The organism is Mesorhizobium sp. CU3 (genome assembly GCF_006442965.1).
GTDB lineage: Bacteria > Pseudomonadota > Alphaproteobacteria > Rhizobiales > Rhizobiaceae > Mesorhizobium.
Window position 1 is genome coordinate 99,433 of the sequence record NZ_VFWX01000004.1, and the last position, 16,708, is coordinate 116,140.

Here is a 16,708-nt window from a genome sequence, read left to right on the forward strand (position 1 = left end):
ACGACCTAAGCAATGCTGTGAACTTCAATCAAGCTCAATTTTCGGTACGAATGTTCAGGCAAGCTTAACAGTGACCAAAACCCTCAGCCTGACCGGCATGCGCAGCTTCGTCGCGGTCTGCGAAACCGGCGGCGTGCGCGCCGCGGCCGATCAGATCGGCCGTACGCCCTCGGCCGTGTCGATGACCTTGAAGCAGCTCGAGGACGACATCGGCGCGCCGCTGTTCGAGAGCGAGCGCAAAGGCGCGCTTTCACCGGTCGGCCGCATCGTGCTCGACGAGGCGCGCGCCATGATCGCACACTATGATCGCGCCTGCCTGGCAATGACCAGCTATGCGGCGGACCGCCAGGGCCGCTGCGACGTCGCCAGCGTGCCTTCTGTCGCCGTGACCTTGCTGCCGCGCGCCGTCGCCCAGTTGCGCAGCGAAGGCGGCAACTTCGACATCCATGTCCGCGACAGCGATTCCAGCGCCATCGTCGATGCGGTCGAAAACGGCGTAGTCGAGGTCGGCCTCTGCGTGCTCGCCGGCAAACGGCCGCAGCTCACTTTCGAGCCCCTTTTCCACGAGCCGCTCGATTTCGTCTGCCCGGTCGATCATCCCCTGGCGAAATCGAAGCACCCGCTGAAATGGTCGCAACTAACGCGTGAGAGCTTCATCCAAAACGGCGCTGCCGAAGCGCTCGGCATTGCCGAGGTCGAGGCTTTGGCCGCCGGCTCGAAACTGACCGCGACCAATGTCAGCTCCAATTTGGCGATGGTGGAGGCCGGGCTCGGCGTCACCATTCTGCCCCGGCTTTGCCGCTGGAAGTGCAGCAACGACATTCGTTTTGTGCCGCTTGCCGATCCGCGATCGAGCCGCACCGTCGGCTGGATCGCCAAGGAAGGCCGCAGCCTGCAGCCGGCATCGCTGCGGTTCATCGAATGCATTCGTGAGCAGACGCAGGCCGGCGAGAGAGAGTTCGGCTATGCGACGGCATGATTGGCGGGTGACCGGATGACACGCCTGACCCAAAGCCGGATCGAAACGCTCGCCTGCACAGCACTCATGCGCCACGGCGCCAGCGAGGCGCAGGCCCGGGCGCTCGCCGCCGGCATCGCGGCGGCCGAGCGCGATGGCCTGAAATCGCACGGCCTGATGTATCTGCCGACCTATTGCGAGCATCTGACTTGCGGCAAGGTTCTGGGGGCGGCCGAGCCGCGCCTGACACGGCCGGCTCCGGCGGTCGTCGCCGTCGATGCAGGCAACGGCTTTGCCCATGCGGCCATCGCCGCCGGCCTGCCGCCGCTCGTCGAAGCGGCACGCTCGCAAGGCGTCGCGGCTTTAGCTATCCGCAATTCCTACAATTGCGGCGCGCTGGGTTACCACACCGAACGCATCGCCCTAGAAGGCCTGGTCGGCCTGGGCTTCACCAACGCGCCGGCCTCGATCGCGCCCTGGGGTGGGCGCAAGGCAGCCGTCGGCACCAATCCATGGTCGCTGGCGGTCCCCGACGGACAGGGCGGCGCGCGCTTCGTCATCGACCAGAGCGCCAGTGTCGTCGCCAAGAGCGAAGTCATCAAGCGGGCCAGAGCCGGCGAACCGATCCCGCCCGGCTGGGCCTTCGACGCCGATGGCGAGACCACCACCGACGCCGGCGAAGCCTTGAAGGGCACGATGGCGCCGGCGGGCGGCTATAAAGGCGTCGGCTCCGCGCTGCTGGTGGAGATCTTTGCGGCGTGCCTCACCGGCGCCAATCCCGGGCTTGTCGCCAGCCCCTTCTCCGGCACTGCCGGAGGGCCGCCTGGAACCGGCCAGTTCTTCCTGGCGATCTCGCCCGACGCGACTTCGGCGGGCGCGTTCGCGGGCAATCTGGAGACTGTCGCCGGCGCCTTCGTCGGCGAGGCGAGGCTTCCAGGCACAAGGCGTTTCGATGCGCGCCAGCGCAACGCCAGCGAAGGCATCGAGGTGGCTGCGGAAACGCTCGCCACACTCGAAAAGCTCGCCGGGACCGCCGCATGACGGCGATCACGCTGCGCCCGCCCGAGGTGGTCATGCGCCTTAATCGGCTCGGCGCGGCGCATCCGACGCGGCTCAGCTTCCTGCGCCAGCTGATCCGCCGTGCGACCAGAGAGAAATGGCGTGTGCGCAAGCATCTGTTCGATCTCGACGACAACGGGTTCGGGCGCGCGGTCTATGCGGTCGAGATGCCAGCGCGGACCTACAGCCTGGTCGCATTCTCGACGCCGCTTGACGATGAGAACCGGTCGGACCGTGTGATCGCGCAGGCTTGGGATACGAGCTACGTGCTGTACGACGGATTGCCGGATGAAGCCGAGATTGCCCGGCTGGAGGCCAATGCGCCGCTGCAGGAAGCGGGCCGCTACACCGGAAGCGAGCTCGTGCTGGCGCGCGCCAACAAGAGCGTGCGACTGTTCGAGGAAGTGGCTTCAGCGTTGGCCGAGGGGCGGCAGCCGGACGAGGACCAACTGCTCGGCGTCGGCTATCTGCTGCGCACCACGGCGGTCTACGGCAACGGCAAGTTCGGCATCGCCGACCGCGACGAGATCGCCTTGCGGCCGGAGCTTGCCGGATCCTTCCAGGCCGAGATGCTCACCGTCTGGCTGATCCGCTCCTTCACGTTCGATCTCGTCGATCACATCGCCCGTCGCCGCAATCCTGCCGGCGCCACAAAGCTGGCGCCAGACCTGCGCCGGGCGATGGGCGTGGGCAATGCGACGGGGCTCGGCATGGCCCCATTCCTCGTGCGCCATCCGCTGCTGACGCATAGCTGGTTCCTGGCGCGCGAGACTGCGCTGGCCCGCGTGCGCGCCGAACCGAGCACCGGTGCGGCGGAACGAGATGCTTTCTTGAAATCTCTCGGCGACCTGCGCCGGCGCGTCGCCCGCTGGCATAGCGACGACAGCCGTCAAGCCGCCGCGACGCGGTTGCTGGCCGCCGATCTCGACACGCTGGCGGAAAGCCTCGATCGACTGTTGGCGGAACCCAAGCCCTGGGATGCGGTCTACCGCTTCGCGGAAGAGCGGTTCTCGCTGGAGGGACAGGAAGCCTGTGTCTCGTTGATCCTCGAGCCGCACGGCGCCTTGGTCGACGATCTCGGCGACACCATGAAAGCCGACGAGACGCCCGGACATGCGATCGACGGCAGCATCACCTGCGGATCGCTCAGCCAGGCGCTTCTGAGCTGCTATTCGTGGGCGGCCGATATCGACTTCGCCGACCCGGCCGCCAATGCGCGCTTCTGGTATGTCTCGGCCGAAAAGCTCGAGCCCCGGCTTGGCGAGCGCTTCGAGGAAGACGGCGCCGAACTCGAACAGCCTCTGGCCACCGCGCGCGATGCGCTGGGTCTCGCAGCGGCGCTAGCGCACGAGCCGGCATCCAGCGGCGTCGCAGATTTCCTGCTGCGCCGGCCGGAATGGCGCCATGCGGTGCGGCGCGCCCAGATCGTCGGCAAATATCCGTATGCCGAGATCCATGACAATCTGATCGGCGCCGAATTGCGGCCGGTCGACATCTTGCGCGCCAAGCTCGCTTTCTTCGGCGCGCGCAGTTTCGATCCCCGCTCGGACCGCTGGCTGCGCATTGCGCTGTTCAGCGGCGAGCCGCTGATTGAGGATATCGCGGCGGCGGGAGCAGCCGCGTGATCGAGCTGTCGCTCAACGAGGTGGAAACGCTGAGCGCCAAGGCCGCTCGCGGCGCCGGATTTTCATGGGGCCTGGCCGAGGACGTCGGCCGCGCCGCGCGCCGGATCGCGGCCGCAGGCGAAGACTGGAGCTCGGCCATGCTAAGCCTGGCCGAGAACGCACAATCCTTCGACGCGCCCGATCCCGCCCGCGCGACGCGCTGGCGCACGGGCGAGGCCGACAAGCCTGCCGGAAAGCCGCTCTGCCCTATCCGGACGGCAGCCCTTCTGCTCGACGATCCGCCTCCGGCGGACGCGTTGCCGCTGACGATCCTCGATGTCGGCCTGCCGGTCTGGTTCTGCGCCATGCTGCTCCGGTCGGATATGCGCATCGCGCGTCCGGCGACGCTCTCGATGTCTCAAGCTGATGTCGTCGTTGAACGCCGCGACGGAATCGAACGGCCGGTGACGGGCCGGCGCGGGTCAATCGACCAACGCACATTCGCCGCGCTGAATGCCTTCGCCGCCAGAACCTATGTACCGGAAAGCGAGAACTCGCGTGTCCGCGGCGCCGGCGGCGGCCGCGTCGACGATGAATAAGGGGACAAAAACATGAACGCAGCCGACGGCCAGAAGATCGCCATGCGCGGGGCGGGTTATTACTCGGCCAACACCGTCGGCGCCAAATACGTCATCGACAGGGTCGGCGATCTCGTCGTCGGAGCCGTCGCCAAGATGCCCCGGCTGGCTGACGGCCAGCCCTTCGCCATCGCCGATTTCGGCGCCGCCGACGGCGGCACCTCGATGGACATGATGCGGCGGCTGATCGGCGCCATCCGCGCGACGGAACCGGATCGCGCCATATCGATCACCTACACCGACCTGCCGCACAATGATTTCTCGACCCTGTTCCGGTTGAGCCAGGGGTTGCTTGGACCGTCCACTGAGGCTCCGCTGGCCGAGACCCCTGCCCTCTATATCTTCGGCAGCGGCACCAGCTTCTATCGCCAGATCGTGCCCGACAATTCGCTGTCCTTCGGCTTCTCCGCCACGGCCATGCACTGGATCAGCAAGCGGCCCTGCATGATCGCCGACCATGTCCAGGCGGTCGGCGCGGCCGAGGCCGAGCGCGAGCGGTTTCGCGCCCAGTCGCTACTGGATTGGGAGACGATCCTGCTTTCGAGAGCCCACGAGCTCAGGTCCGGCGGGCGGCTTGCGCTCGCCAATTTCTGCGTCGACGAAGAAGGCCGCTATCTCGGACATACGACCGGGGTCGACATGTTCGATTCTTTCGCGCGCCATTGGCGCGACCTGCTGCGTGCCGGGCGGATCGGCGAGAGCGAATATGTCAACGCGACGTTCCAGCAATTCTACAAGACGCCGGACGAGTTCGCGGCACCCTTCCGCGATCCCGCTTCATCGGTTTCGCGCGCCGGGCTGAAACTGGAGACGATGTTCACCATGGTGACGCCCTGCCCCTATGCCGAGGCATTCCGGACCCATGGCAACGCGCGGGATTTCGCCCAAGCCTATGTACCGACGTTGCGCTCCTGGTCCGAGACCGTCTTTGCCAACTCGCTCGACCCATCGCGTCCCGCGGCCGACCGCGCCGCGATCGTCGACGATCTCTACGGCGCCTATGAGGCCGACGTGGCGCAAGCTCCCGAAGGCCACCGCATGGACTACGTCCACTGCGTGACGGAAATCGTCAAATCATAGAGAAGCGAAGGCCGCGCGCTCACTCGGCGGCCAATCGAACGCCTGACCGGTTGCCGAGCTGAACCGCAACTTCGCCGACGGCTTGCGCCGCCCGCTTCAGGATCGGCTCGGAACGCAGCACGCCGTCGGTGAAATCCTTGTCGGTCGCGTAGATGGCCGTCGGCAGCGTGAACGCCTCGAAGAAACCGAACAGCGGCCTGAGCTGGTGCTCGACGATCAAGGCATGGCGCTCGCCGCCGCCGGTCGCCGTCAAAAGCACCGGTTTGCCCCGCAGCGCCGACGGATCGATCAGGTCGAAGAAATGCTTGAACAGGCCGGTATAGCTGCCCTTGTAGGTCGGCGAGCCGACGACGAGCACGTCGGCGGCGATCACTTGCGCCAGGATCGCCTGTGCCCTGGCGTCGAGATCGCGCGCCGATCTGGCACTGCCCAGCGACGGACCAACGTCGTCGATGTCGTAAGTGTGTCCCGCCAGACCATGCCGGTTGGCGATGTCCTGGACGATGAGATCGACGAAGGCGCGCGTCTTCGACGGGCGGGTGATGTTGCCGGAAAGGCCGACGACAGATGGGTTTGACATGGGCAGACTCCGGATGGCTGCGGGATTGAGAGGCAGGCGACCCGGCGGGGCCACCTGGTTGATAAGACAGATCGAGGCCGGCGAAACGCGGCGTGCCGCGATCAGCTCCAGGCGTGCAGCGGCGGATTTTCGCCGTTGAGGAAATACTTGCCGAGGATCGAATATTTCCAGCGTACCGGATCGTGCAGCGTGTGGGTGCGCGCATTGCGCCAATGCCGGTCGAGATTGTGCTCGGCCAGCGTCGAGCGCGTTCCCGCCAGCTCGAACAGCTTGTTGGTCGCAGCGATGGCGATCTCGGTCGAAAGGATCTTTGCCTCGGCGGTGACAATCTGCGCATGCGCCACCGTCTCGGTCGACGGCTCGGCAACCGCCTTGTCGATGGCGTGGCCGGCCTTTTCCAGCAGCGCCTGCGCGGCATGCAGCCGAAGCGTAAGATCGCCGACGGCCTGGATCGTGTAGGGATCGTCCCAGGCATTGTCGACGCCGCTGTCGACCCAGGCACGGCTCTTGGTCCTGACGAAATGAACCGTCTCGTCGATCGCCGCCTGTGCGATGCCGGTGTCGACCGCCACCTGGATGATCTGGAAGATGGCGCCGTCTGCGGTCGGCCTGTCGAAGCCCTTGTAGCCGGGCACGAGATGCGTCTTCGGCACCTTGACGTTGTCGATGATGACGGTGCCCGACAGCGTCGTGCGCTGGCCGAAGCTCGACCAGTCGTCGATCACCGTCAGCCCCGGCGCGCCGCGATCGGCGATCGCGTACCAGGCGCGGCCCTGGTCGTCGAGCGCCACGATCGGCACCAGATGCGCGAGCAGCGCGCCCGACGAATAGAATTTCTGGCCGTTGACGATCACGTGGTCGCCGGCGTCGGTGAACTTGGTCTCGAAATCGACGGCGCGCTTGGAGCCGAACTCGGAAAAGGCGTTGCCGAAGCGCGTGCCCTTCAGCACTTCGGCGAAGAGCAGCGCCTGCTGGTCGGGGTCGGAATTGGTGCGGATGGCGGCGACGACGCCGAGATGGTTCTGCGCGATCTGGCCGATCGAGGAATCGGCCGCCGAGATGATCTCGATCACCTTGGCCAAGGTCGCATAGGACACTTCCGGTCCACCGAAAGCCTTCGGCACGTTGATCGACCACAGGCCGCTCTGCGAGAAGGCGTCGAGCTCGGCCACCGGCCAGATCCGCTCGCGGTCGCGCTTGGAGGACTCCTTGACGAACTCGGCCGCCAGCCGGTGTGCTACGGCAATCGCCTCGGCGTCGTCCTTGATGATGTGCGCGGGCCCGGTGGGTCTGGCGACCGGCGGCACGGCGGCCGCGGCCTTGTCGGTCTTGACGTTGGACACAGTCATTTCATTCTCCTTCGGATTTGTTTTCAGACGACGGCATGAAGGTGGTTGGGCGGCGCGGCGGGCGGCGCCTTTTGCCCGAGATAGAAGGCCCGGACATCCTCGCGCTGGCGAAGGCTGGCGGCGCCGCCCGAGAGAACCGAGACCCCGTTTTCGAGCACGGTGGCGTGGTCGGCATATTTGAGCGCGACGGCCGAGTTCTGCTCGGCGACCAGGATCGACAGGCCGGTCTCCTGGTTGAGCTTCTTCAGCGCCTGGAAGATGTCCTGGACGACCAGCGGCGCCAGCCCCATCGACGGTTCATCGAGCACCAGCAGGCGCGGCCGCGACATCAGTGCCCGGCCGATCGCCGTCATCTGCTGCTCGCCGCCTGAGGTCAGGCCGGCAAGCGTCTTGCGCTTCTCGGCGAGCCGCGGAAAGAAAGCGTAGACCCGTTCGAGGTCCTGGTTGATCTCGGCGCGTCGGCCGCTACGACCGATGCCGCCGGAAACCAGGTTCTCCTCGACGGTGAGGCTCTTGAAGCAGTGGCGACCTTCCAGCACCTGGACGAGCCCGGCGCGCACCAGATCGCCCGGCTTGCGGCGGGTGACGTCGCCGCCATCGAACAGGATCGTGCCAGCATTGATCTGGCCGCGCTCGGCCGGCAGCAGGTTGGAGACCGCCTTCAGCGTCGTGCTCTTGCCGGCGCCGTTGGCTCCGAGCAGCGCCAGGATCTCGCCGCGCCTCAGCTCGAAGCTGACGCCATGCAGCGCAGTGATGGCGTGGTTGTAGCTGGCGTGGATAGCGTCCACGACAAGGATGACGTCATTGCCCGGCATCGCGCATCTTTCCTGGTTCTCGCAAGCAAGATGGCCGGGCGCCGGAAGCCGGCGCCCGTTCCATCCATCAGTTGGTGGCGGCGACCGCGTCGGCATCGGCCGCAGTGCGCAGCTTGATGCCCTTCTCGGCCGCATAGGCCTCGGCCGACTTCTCGATGATAGGCCGCAGCAGAGCCCAGTCAGGCGCGATCCAGTCGGAGACGACGTTCCACTTCTTGCCGTCCCACTGCTGGAAGGTCACGTAGCCCTCGCCTTCGTGGTTGTCCCAGCTGACATTGATCGAGTGGAACAGGTCCTTGGCGCCGAGCGCCTCGACCTTGGCCGGGTCGAGCTTGAGGTGCTCGAAGCCCCAGCGGACTTCGTCGCCGGTCAGCGTGCGATGGCCGAACTTCTCCTGCGCGATGCGGATCGCCTCGACGTTCAGGATGCCGTTGACGATGCCCAGATTGTGGTAGACCGAGCCGATGCGCGACTTGTCCTCGAGGTTGCCCTTGCCGGCGCCGTAGACCGTCTTCACGATCTCCTGCACCACCGGGTAGCTGTTGCCCGAAGCCTGCGTGGTGATGGCGGTGTAGCCCTTGGCGGCGTCGCCGGCCGGGATGACGTCCTCTTCCGAGTTCGACCAGACATTGCCGACGATGTGGTCGACCGGATAGCCGACCTTCACCGCCGTCTTCAGCGCCACCGGGTTCATCACGCCCCAGCCGCGCAGGACGACGAAGTCCGGCTTGGTGCGGCGGATGGTCAGCCACTGCGACTGCTGCTCGTTGCCGGGGTGCGGCACCTCGATCTGCTGCACGGTGAAGCCGTATTTCTGCGCCAGCAATTCATAGATCGGTATCGTCTCCTTGCCGTAGGGCGAGCCATGGTAGAGCACCACGATCTTCTTGCCCTTCAGCTTGTCGATGCCGCCTTCCTTGGCGGCGATGTAGTTCACGATGCCCGACGTCTCGCTGTAGGGGTTCAGCAGCAGCGGAAACACATAAGGGAACACGCGCCCGTCGGTGGAATCGGTGCGGCCGTGGTTGACCGTGATCAGCGGCACCTTGTCGGCTGTGATGCGGTCGATCATGGCATAGGCGATGCCGACCGAGAGCGGGTTCCAGGCGGCAGCACCAGCATGGCTCTTCTGCCGCTCGTAGCATTCGACGCCGCGCTCGACCTCATACTGGGTCTCGCACTCGTCCCAGGTCAGCTTGACGCCGTTGACGCCGCCGTCGCGGATGTTGATCAGGTTGAGATAGTCGATGAAGCCGCCGAAGAAGCCGGTGCCGCCGGCCGCGTAAGGCCCGACGCGATAGCTTTGCAGCGGGAAATACTGCTCGTCGGCATGGGCGGCCGGCAGGGCCACCGACACCGCCAGCGCCGCCGACAGCGCGACCGCCTTGACTGTGGTGAAGAAGCTCATGGTTCGAAGTACTCCAGTATGGGCTTTGGTTTTTGCCCTGGTTCATTTTCCGAATGTCTGCAGTGGCTTGGAGAGCGTTGCTCCCAAGCCGGCTCAGCTCGATTGCCAGGCGAGCAGAAGCCGTCTCCGGACCCTGTCCCACAGGGCGACCAGCCCGTCCGGTTCCAGGATCAGAAAGAGGATGATGAGGGCGCCGAGCACGATGCGCTGGCTCATGTCGAGCACGCCGGAATCGAACACATCGCCGAGCAGGAAACTGCCGAGGCGCGACAGCGCCAGCGGAAAGACGACGATGAGCGCGGCACCAAGAAACGCGCCACGGATCGAGGCGAGCCCGCCGATGATGATGACGAACAGGATCTGGAACGAGCGGTCGAGATCGAAGCCTGCCGGCTCGACGGTCCTGAGGTAAGCGAAGGCCCAGATGACGCCGGCAACGCCGATGATGAAGGACGAGATGGCGAAGGCGAGCAGCTTGGTCTTCAGCACCGGAATGCCGATGATGCGCGCCGCCGTCTCATTGTCCCGGATGGCGATGAAGTTGCGCCCGGTCTGCGAGATGACCAGCCGGTGCGCGAGGAATGTGATGATGACGACGACGGTCAGCGCGAACAAGTAGCGGCCCACCGCGCCGTCGAACTCGAAGCCGGCGATGAACAGCTTTGGCGCGTCGATGACACCGGAGGCCGAGTCGTTGGAGAACCAGCTGAATTTGGTCAGCGCCCATTGCACGAAGAACTGCGCGGCAAGCGTCGAGACTGCAAGGTAAAAGCCGCGCAGCCGCAGGCTGGGCAGGCCGAAGACGATGCCGATGGCGGCCGCGACGATGCCGGAGAAGACGATGCTGGCAACGAGCGGCAGGCCCTCGACACGCAGGTTGAAATTATAGGCGGCAAAGGCGCCGGCGGCCATAAAAGCAGCACTGCCGAGCGACACCTGGCCGGCATAGCCGGTAAGGATGTTCAAGCCCACGCCGGCCAGGCTGAGCGCCAGGAAAGGCAGCAGGATCGCCTCGAACAAATAGGACCCGCCGACCAGTGGCACGACGATATAGGCGAAGCTGACGACAAGGAGCGGCGCCAGCCAGCTTGGCAGGCTTGTGCCCTTGGACAATTCGGTCGCGGACAAGTCGGTTGCGATCGCGCTCACGGCTCAGACCCTTTCGACGAGTTTCTGGCCGAACAGGCCGGAGGGACGGATCAGCAGGAAGACGAGCGCCACGACATAGGCGAACCAGCTTTCGATGCCGCCACCGAAATAGTCGCCGATATAGACCTCGGCGAGCTTCTCGCTGGCGCCGATCAGAAGCCCGCCGACGATGGCGCCAAGGATGGAATCGAAGCCGCCGAGCACCAGCACCGGCAGCGCCTTCAGCACCACCAGCGAGAGCGAGAACTGGACGCCGAGACGCGCGCCCCAGAGCAGCCCGGCCACCAGCGCGACGAGGCCGGCCGCGGCCCACACGCTTGCCCAGATCAGCGGCAGCCTGAGACCGACGGCAAGGGCGGCGAACTGGTCGTCGGCGACGGCGCGAAAGCTCAGGCCGATGCGGGTGTAGCGGAAGAACAACGACAACAAGAGCACCATGGCTGCGGCCACCGCGGCGGCGAAGATGTCGAACTGGCTGATCAGCACGCCGCCGACTTCCAGCGGCACGTCCTCGATGCCGAGCTCCAGGCCGTGCACCTGCGTGCCCCAGATCAGCTGGGCCGCGCCTTCAATGATGTAGGACAGGCCGAGGGTGGCCATGAACAGCGTGATCGGCGGCTTGTTGGTCAGCGGCCGCAGCACCGCGCGCTCGATACCGATGCCGAGCGCCACCATGATCGCGAAGGTGACGGCCAGAGCCAGCGCGAACGGCACGCCGCGCTCGACCAGGCTGACGAAAGTGAGTGCTGCGAAGAGCAGCAGCGCCCCTTGCGCGAAGTTGAGCACGCCGGACGTCTTGTAGATCAGCACGAAGCCGATCGCGACCAGCGAGTACATGACGCCCGACAGCAGCCCGCCGGTCAGCACTTCGAGGAAGAACTGGTAGTCGAAGTCGGCGATCATATGCCTGCCCCCTCTTCATTCTCGGAGGCGACGCCGAGATAGGCGTCGATGACGCGCTGGTCGTTGCGGATCTCGTCCGGCGTGCCGTCGGCGATCTTGCGGCCGTAGTCGAGCACGGCGATGCGGTCGGAAAGGCCCATGACGACGCCGACATCGTGCTCGATCAGCACCACGGTGGTGGCGAAGCGGTCGCGCGCGGCGCGCACATAGGCCGCCATTTCGCTCTTCTCGCCGGCCGTCATGCCGGCCATCGGCTCGTCGAGCAGAAGCAGCCGCGGCTCGGCGACCAGCGCTCGCGCCAACTCGACCCGCTTCTGCAGCCCGTATGGCAAGGTGCCGGCAAGCCGGTCGCGCACGTGCGTCAGTTGCAGGAAGTCGAGGATCTGTTCGGCGCGGCCGCGCTGCTCGGCCCGCTCTCGGCGCGAGCGGCCGAGCCCGAGGATCTGGCCGGCGAAGTTGGACCTCGTCTTGTAGGCGAGACCCGACGCGACATTGTCGAGCACGTCGAGGCCCTTGAACAGAGCAAGGTTCTGGAAGGTGCGGGCGACGCCCAGCCGCGCCAGACGCTGCGTCGGAACCTGGGCATAGCGCGCGCCGTGCAGCGCGACATGGCCGCGATCGGCCCGGTAGACGCCGCTGATGACATTGATCAGCGAGCTCTTGCCGGCGCCGTTCGGCCCGATGATGGCGCGTATCTCGCCCGGCCGTACCGAAAGATCGACATCGGCCAGCGCCACCACACCGCCGAACGACAGGCCGATGCCTTCCAGCGCAAGCAGCGCCGGCGAAGCCTCGATCGATGCCGACCCGTCCTTGTGCGCCGGCTGCCCATCCGGCAGCCCGCGCGCCAGGATTTCCGGCGCATAGACCGAAGCCTCGGCCACTCCAAAGGCATAGTTGGCGATCGGCATTTCCGGACGTCCTCGGCGTTTTCGTGGCGCGCGAAAGCCCGTTGCCGCCCGAGGGCTCGGGCGCGCAGGGCAATCGCGATTTTGCCGGCCGGCTCTTCCGGCCAATGACGGTCGGTTATTCGGCGGCGAGTACCGTTTCGGCCTGCCTTGCCTCCAGCTCGCGCACGAGCGGGATGACATGCTTGCCGAAATACTCGACCTCTTCCTGGAAGTGCAGGAAGCCGAGCAGGATGAGATCGGCGCCGGCGCGCTTCAGATCGACAATGCGTTCGGCGACCTGTAGCGGCGTGCCGATCAGGTTCGAGCGGAAGCCGTCATTATACTGCACCAGATCGTCGAAGGACGACTTCGCCCAGTTGCCCTCGCCTTCCGGCGAGGCCTTGCCGGCGTTCTTGACCTCGTGGCCGAAAGCGTTGACTGCTTCCGGATTGGCCTTGGCGATGATCTCGGCAAGCACCGCCTTCGCCTCGTCCTCGGTCTCGCGCACGATGGCGAAGGCGTTGACGCCGACCTTGACCGAATGATTGTTGTCCCGGGCCTTGGCCTGGATGTCGTCGACTTGCTTGGCGATCTCGGCCGGCGTGTTGCCGTTGGTGAAGTACCAGTCCGAGACACGCGAGGCCATGTCGCGCGCCGCCCGCGACGAGCCGCCCTGGAAGATCTCGGGCAGCGGCTTCAGCGGCTTCGGCTTCAGCGAATACTGGTTGAAGCGGTAGAAGTCGCCGCGGAAGGTGAAGCTGTCCTCGGTCCAGATGCCGCGCAGCGCGCGGATGAACTCTTCCGAGCGCCGGTAGCGCTCGTCATGGTCGAGCCAATGCTCGCCGATGGCGTGGAACTCGCCGCGGAACCAGCCGGAGACCAGATTGATCGCGACGCGGCCGCCGGTGAGATAGCTGATGGTCGCGAGCTGCTTGGCCGCCAGCGCCGGATTCCACGGCCCGGGCAGGATCGCGGCGATCACCTTCAGCGTCTTGGTGGCGGCGAGCAGGTCGTGGCTGAACGCCACCGATTCATGCTGCTCGTCGGCGCCGTAGCCGGCGGTGAAGCGGATCTGGCTCAACGCATAGTCGAAGCCGGCCTGCTCGGCGATCTGCGCCAGCTTGCGGTTGTATTCGGCCGAGTGATTGGTCCGCTGCTCGATGTTGGAGATGACCAGCCCACCCGAGACGTTCGGCACCCAATAGGCGAATTTGACTGCGTCGCGATCATTCTGTGGCATGGAAATCTCCCGGCTTGGCCTGTCCCAACTATCAATCCGGCGGTGGCCGGAAGTTGCCGCTAATTTATTAGTCTACTGATTATATATACAAAGTAGGATTTTCCGTTTTCGCGGCCTTGGCCGAACGGAAATACCAATTCGCCTGCCCTCACCCGCCGTGGATTTTCAGCGCGCGCTTGCGATCGACGTCGGCGCGCCGGGCCGGCTTTCGATCTCGGCGGCGACCGCCTGCGCGTGAAGCGCCACTTCCGGCAGGCCCATCAGCTCGCCGAAGGTGCCGCGCGCCAATGGCCCGGCGATGAACAGGTCAGGCACCGGCTCGCCATCCGGACCGACGGCGCGGCTGTCGCGCCCAGTTGCGATGCCGAGTCCATGGCTATCGATCCGGATCAGGCCGGCATCGCCGAGCGAGCGCAGCGCCGGGTTGGTCCGAAGCGTTTTGCCATGCGCCGGACCCGTCGTGTTGATCACGGCATCGAAATGCAGTGTTTCGATCTGTCTCTTGCCGCGACGCCGTAATTGGACCGCCAGGCGGTCCCCTTCCCGGCTCGAGGCCACCAGGCCTGCCGCGATGTTGTCATACGTGCCTTCGGCATGGCGGCGATCGAGTACCGCCTCGACCTGCGGCGCGATGCGGAAGCGATGCACGTCCCAGAACGCGCGCAGCCGCCGCACAAGCCGGGTTCGCTGGTCCCTATCGAGCGAGGCCCAGATCACCGGTCCCTGCAGCCGCAACTGATCGAAGACAGACTGCCAGTTGAAGCCGCCGACAGCGGCCGCAGCCAGCGTCGAACGGATGTTTTCAAGCAAGCCAAGCGCCGTCGTGGCTGGTGTGGAAGCAAAGTCGCCGAAGGGCTGGCCGCGCAGCGCCGGATGCCCGCGCGAGCGCAATCCATGACGCGACACGGCCAGGATGCGGCCGCGATGACCGCGGCGATCGAGCTCGGCGACGGCGTCTGCGGATGTCAGGCCGGAACCGACGATCAGCACGGATGCTTGCGGCGCGATCGAACCGAGCGCATCTGAGGAATAGACATCGGCAACGAAGCCGTCCGCATCGGCGATCCGCGCAAGCGCTGCCGGAACATCGGGCGACGGATGCGTCATGGCGAGAACCACCATGTCGGCCGCGATCGGCTGACCGGAAGCGGTCACGATCCAACCGTCGCCGTTGCGCTTCACGGCGCTCGCATGGTGTCGAACATGGCGGATCGCCCCGGTCTCCACATAAGGCGCCAGATGCTCGGCTACGTAGCGGCCGAAGACCCTGCGCCTGGGAAAGACATCGCCGTTGCGCCAGACCGCTTCCGGATCGCGCTCGGCCTCGCCGTCCTGCGCCAGCCAGCGCGAAAAATGCTCCGGCTCATCCGGCGACATGCTCATCCGGGACGCCGGCACGTTGACGCGGTGCGACGGCTCCTCGCTGGAATAGGCGAGCCCGCCGCCGAGGAACGGGCGCGGCTCTATGACGGTGATCGATGGCCGCGCGGACTGGCGCGCCAGATGCCAGGCCACGGCCGCGCCGGTAAAGCCGCCGCCGAGGATGACGACATGCCCGCGCGGCCGAAGCGGCAGTGCGTTCACGAGGCGCTGGCAAGCGTTTTCGGGCGATGGTCGCCGGCGATGGTCTCGCCGAACGGCCCGGTGTTGACGGATGAGCCGGCTGTCTTGACCGCGTGATCCGTCGGCAGATTGGGCAGCACCAGTTCACCGAAGCGGTAGGCTTCTTCGAGATGAGGATAACCGGACAGGATGAAGGTATCGATGCCGAGGCGCCGGTATTCGTCGATGCGCTCGGCGATGGTGTCGGGGTCGCCGACCAGCGCCGTGCCGGCGCCGCCCCTCACCAGGCCGACGCCCGCCCACAGGTTCGGCGCGATCTCGAGTTTCGAGCGGTCGCCGCCATGCAGCGCGCTCATCCGCGCCTGGCCGACCGAATCCATGCGCGCAAAAACCTTTTGCGCCGAGGCGACGGTCGCGTCGTCGAGCCGGCTGATCAGCCTGTCGGCAGCCGCCCAGGCTTCCTCGGTGGTCTCGCGGGCGATGACATGCAGGCGGATGCCGAAGGAGAGCTTGCGGCCTGCCTTTTCGGCAAGCTCGCGCACGGCGTCGAGCTTGCGCTCGACATCGGCCGGCGGCTCGCCCCAGGTCAGGTATTTGTCGATCTCCTGCGCCGCCACGGTCGACCCCGCATCGGAAGAGCCGCCGAAATAAAGCGGCGGATAGGGCGACTGTACAGGCGGAAACAGCAGCCGGCCATCCTCGATGCGGAAATGCTTGCCCTGGTGCTGAACCGTCTCGCCGCTCAGCACGCGCTTGTAGACCTGCAGGAATTCCTGCGTCACCTCGTAGCGCTCGGCATGCGACAGGAATATGCCGTCGCCCTTGTTTTCCAGCGGATCGCCGCCGGTGACGACGTTGATCAGCAGCCGGCCGTTGGAGATACGGTCGAGCGTCGCCGTCATGCGCGCGGCGAGCGTCGGCGACTGCAGGCCCGGCCGCACGGCGACCAGGAAGCGCAGCCGTTTCGTCAACGGCGCCAGCGCCGAGGCGACAACCCAGGAATCCTCGCAGGAGCGGCCGGTCGGCAGCAGCACGCCGTAATAGCCCAGCGTGTCGGCGGCCTGCGCCACCTGGGTCAGATAGTCGAGATCGACCGCCCTGCCCCCCTCGGAGGTGCCGAGATAGCGGCTGTCGCCATGTGTCGGCAGGAACCACAGCACCTTGATGCGATCGGGGATTTCGGAAGCCATGTCGGTGATTTCTCGATGAAGCAAGCGAACGGAGACTACGCGCTCAGGCGTCGCCCGGATAGGCTCATCAAACATCAGTCTACTGAATCTGTAGAGTTAGTTTTTTCTATTTGCCGCGCCGGTTTTGGAATTTTTCTCGGCGAACCGAATGGCATTTGGGAACGCAGCGGCGCAGGTCCTGGTCTCGACCGCCGTACTCATAGCCTCGAAGAACAACCAGTTGATCGTCCCGGGGCTGACGTTCACGGCTCCGAACGGCTTGGCCTTGCTCTGAGAATCCGG

Annotated in this window: 16 protein-coding genes; 6 read left to right on the top strand and 10 right to left on the bottom strand. The window is 65.9% G+C overall.

What is annotated here, in order from left to right; translation table 11 throughout:
* Window positions 1-70 precede the first annotated feature (70 nt).
* From FJ988_RS08205 to FJ988_RS08225, 5 genes are read left to right on the top strand one after another with little or no spacing between them, the layout of a single operon-like run.
* Window positions 71-979: a LysR family transcriptional regulator gene (locus tag FJ988_RS08205; protein WP_140816299.1), complete on the top strand. Its 909-nt coding sequence runs from the start codon at window positions 71-73 to the stop codon at window positions 977-979.
* A 15-nt stretch (window positions 980-994) separates the two neighbouring features.
* A complete protein-coding gene (locus tag FJ988_RS08210) occupies window positions 995-1,999 on the top strand; it encodes an Ldh family oxidoreductase (RefSeq protein ID WP_140816301.1) in 1,005 nt (334 codons plus the stop codon).
* Window positions 1,996-3,642, top strand: a complete 1,647-nt coding sequence (locus tag FJ988_RS08215) for a hypothetical protein (protein WP_140816303.1) — start codon at window positions 1,996-1,998, stop codon at window positions 3,640-3,642. Before FJ988_RS08210 ends, FJ988_RS08215 begins: the two co-directional genes overlap by 4 nt.
* Complete coding sequence (locus FJ988_RS08220; RefSeq protein WP_140816305.1) at window positions 3,639-4,220, top strand: DUF3726 domain-containing protein; 582 nt, start codon at window positions 3,639-3,641, stop codon at window positions 4,218-4,220. Before FJ988_RS08215 ends, FJ988_RS08220 begins: the two co-directional genes overlap by 4 nt.
* Window positions 4,221-4,232: 12 nt before the next feature.
* Window positions 4,233-5,339: an SAM-dependent methyltransferase gene (locus FJ988_RS08225; RefSeq protein WP_140816307.1), complete on the top strand. Its 1,107-nt coding sequence runs from the start codon at window positions 4,233-4,235 to the stop codon at window positions 5,337-5,339.
* Between the two features lie 19 nt (window positions 5,340-5,358).
* Here FJ988_RS08225 and msuE read toward each other — a convergent pair whose 3' ends face one another.
* The 10 genes from msuE to ssuD all read right to left on the bottom strand — a co-directional run bounded on the left by msuE (window position 5,359) and on the right by ssuD (window position 16,426).
* Window positions 5,359-5,919 (bottom strand): FMN reductase, encoded by a 561-nt coding sequence (msuE, locus tag FJ988_RS08230; protein ID WP_140816309.1) that lies wholly within the window; start codon window positions 5,917-5,919, stop codon window positions 5,359-5,361.
* Between the two features lie 101 nt (window positions 5,920-6,020).
* Complete coding sequence (locus FJ988_RS08235) at window positions 6,021-7,268, bottom strand: SfnB family sulfur acquisition oxidoreductase (RefSeq protein WP_140816311.1); 1,248 nt, start codon at window positions 7,266-7,268, stop codon at window positions 6,021-6,023.
* A gap of 23 nt (window positions 7,269-7,291) precedes the next feature.
* Window positions 7,292-8,083, bottom strand: a complete 792-nt coding sequence (locus tag FJ988_RS08240) for an ABC transporter ATP-binding protein (RefSeq protein ID WP_140816313.1) — start codon at window positions 8,081-8,083, stop codon at window positions 7,292-7,294.
* 67 nt (window positions 8,084-8,150) lie between these two features.
* Window positions 8,151-9,491 carry an ABC transporter substrate-binding protein gene (locus FJ988_RS08245; RefSeq protein WP_140816315.1) on the bottom strand — a complete coding sequence of 447 codons (1,341 nt, stop codon included), beginning with the start codon at window positions 9,489-9,491 and terminating at the stop codon, window positions 8,151-8,153.
* Window positions 9,492-9,584: 93 nt separating this feature from the next.
* Window positions 9,585-10,640, bottom strand: coding sequence for a branched-chain amino acid ABC transporter permease (locus FJ988_RS08250; RefSeq protein ID WP_140816317.1), 1,056 nt, complete (start codon window positions 10,638-10,640; stop codon window positions 9,585-9,587).
* Window positions 10,641-10,643: 3 nt separating this feature from the next.
* The gene (locus FJ988_RS08255; protein ID WP_181183476.1) at window positions 10,644-11,540 is read right to left on the bottom strand and encodes a branched-chain amino acid ABC transporter permease; all 897 of its coding nucleotides are present in this window, start codon (window positions 11,538-11,540) and stop codon (window positions 10,644-10,646) included.
* Window positions 11,540-12,454, bottom strand: coding sequence for an ABC transporter ATP-binding protein (locus FJ988_RS08260; RefSeq protein WP_140816321.1), 915 nt, complete (start codon window positions 12,452-12,454; stop codon window positions 11,540-11,542). The genes FJ988_RS08255 and FJ988_RS08260 overlap by 1 nt, the downstream gene beginning before the upstream one ends.
* 115 nt (window positions 12,455-12,569) lie before the next feature.
* Window positions 12,570-13,673, bottom strand: a complete 1,104-nt coding sequence (gene sfnG, locus FJ988_RS08265) for a dimethylsulfone monooxygenase SfnG (protein WP_140816323.1) — start codon at window positions 13,671-13,673, stop codon at window positions 12,570-12,572.
* A 165-nt stretch (window positions 13,674-13,838) separates the two neighbouring features.
* Complete coding sequence (locus FJ988_RS08270; RefSeq protein ID WP_140816325.1) at window positions 13,839-15,257, bottom strand: FAD/NAD(P)-binding protein; 1,419 nt, start codon at window positions 15,255-15,257, stop codon at window positions 13,839-13,841.
* Window positions 15,254-16,426, bottom strand: coding sequence for an FMNH2-dependent alkanesulfonate monooxygenase (ssuD, locus tag FJ988_RS08275; protein WP_140816327.1), 1,173 nt, complete (start codon window positions 16,424-16,426; stop codon window positions 15,254-15,256). Before ssuD ends, FJ988_RS08270 begins: the two co-directional genes overlap by 4 nt.
* Window positions 16,427-16,574: 148 nt before the next feature.
* Between ssuD and FJ988_RS31365 the strand changes: the two genes are divergently transcribed.
* Entirely contained in the window at window positions 16,575-16,700 is a 126-nt protein-coding gene (locus tag FJ988_RS31365; RefSeq protein WP_281407746.1) for a hypothetical protein, read from the top strand.
* Window positions 16,701-16,708 lie beyond the last annotated feature (8 nt).

Excerpts from the sequence above, each read along its gene's own strand:
- FJ988_RS08210 (WP_140816301.1), top strand. The coding sequence starts at position 995 with ATGACACGCCTGACCCAAAGCCGGATCGAAACGCTCGCCTGCACAGCA.
- FJ988_RS08215 (WP_140816303.1), top strand. The coding sequence starts at position 1,996 with ATGACGGCGATCACGCTGCGCCCGCCCGAGGTGGTCATGCGCCTTAAT.
- FJ988_RS08225 (WP_140816307.1), top strand. The coding sequence starts at position 4,233 with ATGAACGCAGCCGACGGCCAGAAGATCGCCATGCGCGGGGCGGGTTAT.
- msuE (WP_140816309.1), bottom strand. The coding sequence starts at position 5,919 with ATGTCAAACCCATCTGTCGTCGGCCTTTCCGGCAACATCACCCGCCCG.
- FJ988_RS08235 (WP_140816311.1), bottom strand. The coding sequence starts at position 7,268 with ATGACTGTGTCCAACGTCAAGACCGACAAGGCCGCGGCCGCCGTGCCG.
- FJ988_RS08240 (WP_140816313.1), bottom strand. The coding sequence starts at position 8,083 with ATGCCGGGCAATGACGTCATCCTTGTCGTGGACGCTATCCACGCCAGC.
- FJ988_RS08245 (WP_140816315.1), bottom strand. The coding sequence starts at position 9,491 with ATGAGCTTCTTCACCACAGTCAAGGCGGTCGCGCTGTCGGCGGCGCTG.
- FJ988_RS08260 (WP_140816321.1), bottom strand. The coding sequence starts at position 12,454 with ATGCCGATCGCCAACTATGCCTTTGGAGTGGCCGAGGCTTCGGTCTAT.
- sfnG (WP_140816323.1), bottom strand. The coding sequence starts at position 13,673 with ATGCCACAGAATGATCGCGACGCAGTCAAATTCGCCTATTGGGTGCCG.
- ssuD (WP_140816327.1), bottom strand. The coding sequence starts at position 16,426 with ATGGCTTCCGAAATCCCCGATCGCATCAAGGTGCTGTGGTTCCTGCCG.
- FJ988_RS31365 (WP_281407746.1), top strand. The coding sequence starts at position 16,575 with ATGGCATTTGGGAACGCAGCGGCGCAGGTCCTGGTCTCGACCGCCGTA.